The 5,878-nt window shown below is 72.2% G+C and carries 4 protein-coding genes; 2 read left to right on the plus strand and 2 right to left on the minus strand.

Annotated elements, in window-relative coordinates; all coding sequences use genetic code 11:
- Positions 1-2,243: terpene synthase family protein (locus G3I42_RS12485; RefSeq protein WP_164285375.1), on the minus strand; the 2,243-nt coding region annotated here is incomplete at its 3' end.
- Between the two features lie 387 nt (positions 2,244-2,630).
- Here G3I42_RS12485 and G3I42_RS12490 point away from each other — a divergent pair.
- A complete protein-coding gene (locus G3I42_RS12490; RefSeq protein ID WP_164285377.1) occupies positions 2,631-4,034 on the plus strand; it encodes a family 2B encapsulin nanocompartment shell protein in 1,404 nt (467 codons plus the stop codon).
- Between the two features lie 154 nt (positions 4,035-4,188).
- On the opposite strand, the gene G3I42_RS12495 is transcribed toward G3I42_RS12490, so the two are convergent.
- Positions 4,189-4,995 carry a DUF4232 domain-containing protein gene (locus tag G3I42_RS12495; RefSeq protein WP_164285379.1) on the minus strand — a complete coding sequence of 269 codons (807 nt, stop codon included), beginning with the start codon at positions 4,993-4,995 and terminating at the stop codon, positions 4,189-4,191.
- A 255-nt stretch (positions 4,996-5,250) separates the two neighbouring features.
- Here G3I42_RS12495 and G3I42_RS12500 point away from each other — a divergent pair.
- Positions 5,251-5,878, plus strand: a 628-nt coding sequence (locus G3I42_RS12500) for a helix-turn-helix transcriptional regulator (protein ID WP_164285380.1), incomplete at its 3' end; no start/stop codon positions are given.

Below are 5,878 nucleotides of genomic sequence, written 5' to 3' on the forward strand. Positions count from 1 at the left end.
CCCGCAGGCCCGCTCGCCCTCGCAAGGCCGCTCGCCGCCGCCGGTCCGCTCGCCCCCGCAGGCCCGCTCGCCCCCGCCGCCGCACCGTCCCCGCCCCGTACCGCCGTCTCCGGCGCCGCCCCGTACGGCAGGCATCCCGGCAGGAACGCCGCGTCGTAACGGCGGACCCCCCGGTGCCAGTTGAGGATTCCCGCGAGCCAGTCGCGCAGTTCGCCGAGGTACGTCTCCATCGTCGCGATCTGCCCGCTCGTGAGAGCGAAGTCCTCGTACAGCACCGGCAGTTCGTGTGACACCGCGTGCTCGAACTGGTCGAGCCGCGCCGCCATCAGGTGCTCCACCATGCGGAACGCCGTCGGGTAGTCGCAGTCGAAGAAGTTCTCCACGACCAGCACAAGGTTGTGCAGCTCACCCTCGTACTGCACCTCCTTCTGGTACGAGAACACGTCGTTGATCAGGCAGCCGTAGTCCGCCACCGCGTTCTCCAGCGCGCGCACCGTGCCGCTGTCCAGCACCCCGGCCGGCAGCGCGGCGCCGTGCCGCATCCGGCTGAGGCTCATGGTGAGTTCGGAGCCGAAGGTGTGGCGGCGCATCTCCAGGTAGTCGACCGGGTCGGGCACGCGGTGCTGCGCCTGGTTGCCCAGCTCCCACAGCCAGCTCTCCAGCATGTGCTCCACGCCGTCGCGGAACGCGGCGCGCGTGACGGGGTCCATCGGTTCCGCCGTCCGCGTCCACAGGTCGGCAAGCGCGCGCTCGATCGGCGCCTCGGCGAAGCCCTCCGCGAGCGCCGGATCGTCCAACGGCATGCAGGCGAGCAGCCGTGCGTGGAGCAGGCGGGCCGCCGCGAGGTCGCGCGGGCGGCCGAAGACGAGCGGGTAGTAGTCGTCCCCGTACGTGCCCCACGTCAGCCACTCCGCGCTGAGTTCCAGTTCCTCCGGGCTCGCGTCCGGATCGAGGCCGGCCGAGCAGAGCGCGAAGTCGTAGCCTTGCAGCTTCTCGCGGTCCCAGATGTCGTGGAGCAGCCCCATCCGCTCGGCCCAGTCCGCGGACGCCGCGCGCGCCCGCTCGTGGTGCGGGCTCAGGCCCAGCGGGTAGTTCAGCGTGAAGTCCGGAAGCAGGGACGGGCCTTCGTGGGTGTGCGGGCGACGGGTGTGGGAGCGCAGGCGGGCGCGGGCCGGCTTGCCGAGTGCCGCCGCGAGATGCACCGCGCTCGTGCCGAGCACCCCGGCGAGACCCGCGGCGACGCCCGAGACCGCACCCTCGTTCATGTAGCGGCTGGAGCGCAGGTGCCACTCGTGGCCGCCCGACTGCCAGTCCTGAAGTCCCTTGACGTACAGGGCGAGTGCCGTGTTCTCGTCCGGGTCGAGCCCGTACTCGGCGCTCAGTGCGGGCAGTTCGACGAGCGCGGTGTTCTCGAACTGCTGGAGCCGCGAGGTGAGCAGGTCGTTGACCGCCTCGGCGGCCTCCGGTGTCGTGCACCCCAGGAAGTGCTCCAACACCAGTACGCCGTTGCTGAGTTCGCCCTCGTCCTCGACCTCGCGCTGGTACGAGAAGAGGTCGTTGCGCAGATGCACGGCATCTGAGAACGCGTCCGTGAGGACGCGCAGCGGGCGCGTTCCGGCGACCCGGGCGGGGAGTTCGGCCCCGGCCGCGTACTCGACGAGCCCCGCCGACCACGGCGCCCCGCCGACCTTGCGGCGCATCTCGATGTACTCGACCGGGTTGGAGATCCGGCCCGCGTTGATGTTGGACAGCTCCCACAGCGACTCGTTGAGAAGGTTGCGCGTCGAGGTGGAGAAGCGCGCGCGCCAGTCCGCCGACATCGCCGGGACCGTGCGCCGCCACAGGTCCGCGAGCCCCGCCTCGACCGGGTTCTCCGGTTCGGGGAAACCGTCCGCGAGGTCCGCCGGCATGAACGCGGGCAGCCGGTCCAGGTACGCCTTGCCGCCCTCGCGGTCCTGGCCGCGCTTGAACAGCTCCAGGAAGTGGTCGTCGAAGAAGAAGACCCACACGTACCAGTCCGTGACGAGATTCAGCGCCTCCTCGTCGCAGTCCGGGTGCGTGTAGGCGCAGAGCAGCGCGTAGTCGTGCGCGTCGAGATCGCGCTGCTCCCACACCCCCGAGCCCTCCAGCATGCCCATCGACCTGGCCCACGCGCGCGCGTGGACGCGGGCGGCTTCGAGGTGCGGGTTCAGCCGGGCCGGGTACGGGACGTAGAAATCGGGGAGCGTGAAGGGCTGGGCCATGGATCAACGCCAATACGCGTCGGGAATACGGACCCATGGAGTATCGGCGACCGGCGCGAGGGCCCGCAATACATTCGGCTTTTCCGCAAAGCGGTACCGAATGAGGCGCGGAAAACGTGGGCAGGAACACATTTCGTACGGGATTGGTGGCGGCTTTCGTACGCTGCCCCCGCACGGGTGATCACCCGCGAAACGGCTTGACGCGGCCGGGCGTTCATGCAGCTCGGCGCCCGTGAGCCCGCGAGGTGGCGGTCCTGAGACCGTCCACGTAACCGCCCGCACGCCTCACTCGTACGGACGTACGGCGATTCACTCCGCAGATGGGTGCGGGGAAATGCGATCGGCTGTAAAAATGGCTCGGCATTTCATCGACACGGAGGTATTCATTTGTCCGTCCGCGCTGAAAACGAAGCACAGGAAACGCCCCAGCAGGCGCTTGGGGCAGCGGCGGCGCGCAATCTCGCCACCACCACGAAGTCCGCGCCGCAGATGCAGGAGATCACCTCCCGCTGGCTGCTCAAGGCGCTGCCGTGGGTCTCTGTGCAGGGCGGCACCTACCGGGTCAACCGCCGCCTGTCCTACTCCGTGGGCGACGGCCGCGTCACCTTCGTCCAGACCGGCTCGCAGGTGAGCGTCATCCCCGACGAGCTGCGCGAACTGCCGCCGCTGCGCGACTTCGACGACACCGACGCGCTCCGCGAACTCGCCGGCCGCTGCGAGCAGCGCGTCTACCCCGCCGGTACGGTCATCACGACCGCCGGGGAGTCCGCCGACGCGGTCCACCTCCTCGCCCACGGCCGCATCGCCCGCCTCGGCACCGGCTCGTACGGCGACGAGACGAGCCTCGGCCTCCTCGGCGACGGCTCCTACTTCGGCGAACAGGCCCTCCTGTCCGGCGACGCCGTCTGGGAGAGCACGGCCCGCGCCGAGACGGACTGCATGGTCCTCGTCCTCAGCCGCGCCGACGTGCTCAACCTCGCCGAGCGCGCCCCCTCGCTCGCCGACCACCTGCGCCGCGCGGCCCTCGTGCCCGAGCAGCGCACCAACAAGTACGGCGAGGCCGCGATCGACCTCGCCGCCGGGCACAGCGGCGAACCGGTCATCCCGCACACGTTCGTCGACTACGAGGCGAGCCCGCGCGAGTACGAACTGTCCGTCGCACAGACGGTGCTGAAGGTCCACACGCGCGTCGCGGACCTCTACAACCAGCCGATGAACCAGACCGAGCACCAGCTCCGGCTCACGGTGGAGGCGCTGCGCGAGCGCCAGGAGCACGAACTCGTCAACAACCGCGACTTCGGACTCCTCGCCAACGCCGCCTACGACCAGCGCCTCCAGCCGCACGATGAGGTGCCGAGCCCGGACGACATGGACGAACTCCTCTCCCGCCGCCGGGGGTCGAAGCTCTTCCTCGCGCACCCGCGCGCCATCGCCGCCTTCGGCCGCGAGTGCAACAGGCGCGGCCTCGTCCCCGAGTCGATCGACGTCGGCGGCCACCGCGTCCCGACCTGGCGCGGCGTCCCGATCTACCCGTGCAACAAGATCCCGGTCCGCGACGACCGCACGACCTCGATCATCTGCATGCGTACCGGCGAGGAGGAGCAGGGCGTCATCGGCCTGCACCAGCCGGGCATCCCCGACGAGCTGGAGGCGAGCCTGTCCTGCCGCTTCATGGGCATCGACGAGCAGGCGATCATCTCCTACCTCGTCACCGCCTACTACTCGGCGGCCGTCCTCGTCCCGGACGCGCTCGGGGTCCTGGAGAACGTGCAGGTGAGCCGCTGGCGCTGAGCCGACGCGGCTGAGCCCGCACGTCTGGCGGCCCGTACCCCCTCGGGTGGGGTACGGGCCGCCGCGCGTCCGCCGGACCGGGGCGTACATCGGGCCCGTCCGCTCACCGGGCCCGCGTGGTCACCGGGCCCGCATGGTCACCAGGCCCGCCTGGTCACCAGGTCAGCGCGTCGCTCATCTCGCGCTGCCAGTAGGTGACCGAGGCGTTGTCGTCCAGGTACGTCTTGCCGCCCGGCGCGTTCAGCGTGGCGGTGCCGCCGACCGAGCCCGCGTCGTCCTTGCCGGTCATCGAGACCCTGACCTTGCGCGAGGTACGGGCGTGGTCGCCGTCGCCGCCGAGCGCGACCGAGGCGTAGGCGTGCTCGCCCGGGGCGAGCGTCACGACCGCCTGCGGCTTCGAGTCCTCGATCCGCTGCGTGGCCGCCTGGTCGCCGTCGAAGCCCACGGCCGGGGCGTAGTAGGCGTTGCAGGTGGCGCCGGAGGTGTTGGTGAGGGTGATGAGGAGGTGGTTGAGGGGGCGGGAGACGGCGGAGACCTGGACCTTGCTGTTGGCCGTGGTGCAGGGGGTGTCGGTGGGGCCCTGCTCGGCGCCCCGCCCGGCCTGCGCGCCGCCGCTCGCCCCGCCGCCGCTCGCGGCACCGGCCGAGCCCTGCTTCGTACCGCCCGCCGCCCCCGTACCGGAGCCGGAGCCGGCGCCGGCGGAGGACCCCGACGAGCCCGCCGTGCCGGACGCCCCGTCGGCGCTCCCGCCGTCCGCCTTCCCGGACTGCTCCGTGCCCGTCCCCTCCGGCTTCGCCTTCTCCTGCTGGTGCGCCTGGGAGGCGATGGTCGCGGGGCCCGCGTCCTTCGCCTCGCCGACCCCGCTCCCGTCGCCCGAGCAGGCGGTGAGCGAGAGGGCGCCGGCCGCGACGAGAGCGGCGGCGAGGGTACGAAGGGAGCGGGTGCGGGTGAAGGTGCGCATGGCGAAGCCTCTCGGTCAGTACGTGGGTGCCGCACGGCCACCGGCGTTCTGCCCGGTGGTGCGACCGGTCGGGAACCGGCGCCGTGCTTTGATGTCCTGAGCTTGGCCCCGCCCGTGTCCCGGCCGCCAGCGCCACGGCCCCGGCCGGGACGCCGGAACGATTCCACCCCCTCTGACCTGCGGGAACGAGGATGCCTGGAACGGCCGGACGGGACGGCGGCGGGGGTGCGAAGGACTGAGGGAAGGCGGTACGGGGTGGCTTCGGGAGCCGAGAACGAGGCGTTCGCGGCACGGTTGAAGGAGCTCAAGGAGCGGTCCGGGCTGAGTTACGGTCAGCTCGCCAAGCGCCTGCACCTGAGCACGTCGACCTTGCACCGCTACTGCAACGGGACCGCGCTCCCGGCGGAGTTCACCCCCGCCGACCGCCTCGCCCGCCTCTGCGGCGCGGACCGCGCCGAACTGATGGACCTGCACCGCCGCTGGCTCCTCGCGGACGCGGCCCGCGCAGCGGCGAAGGAACAACAGGAGGCGGTACGGGGCGAGCCGTCGCCCTCGGCGCAGGCGGAACCCGCACCGGAGAAGGGCACCCCGGAACCCGCGCCGGACGAGGCCGCCGCAGCCTCCGTACCGGACGAGGCCGCCGCAGCCTCCGGGCCGGAGAAGGCGGCGAAGACTTCCGCAGCCGAGAAGCCCGCGCCCGTACCGCACGAGCCGACGCCCGCGCCCGCCGCCGAGGAGGAGCCCCCCGGGGCCACCCTCACCGGGACGCCCCCGGCGTCACCGTCCCGTCGCCGCCGGCCCCGCGTCCTCCTCGCCTCCGCCGCCGCGCTCGTGGTGCTCGTGGCCGGGGGCGGGATCGTCGCGGGGCGGCTCGCGGGCGGGG

This window comes from Streptomyces sp. SID11385, assembly GCF_010548245.1.
GTDB lineage: Bacteria > Actinomycetota > Actinomycetes > Streptomycetales > Streptomycetaceae > Streptomyces.

Coding starts and splice junctions, on each gene's coding strand:
- G3I42_RS12495 (WP_164285379.1), bottom strand. CDS start 4,995: ATGCGCACCTTCACCCGCACCCGCTCCCTTCGTACCCTCGCCGCCGCT.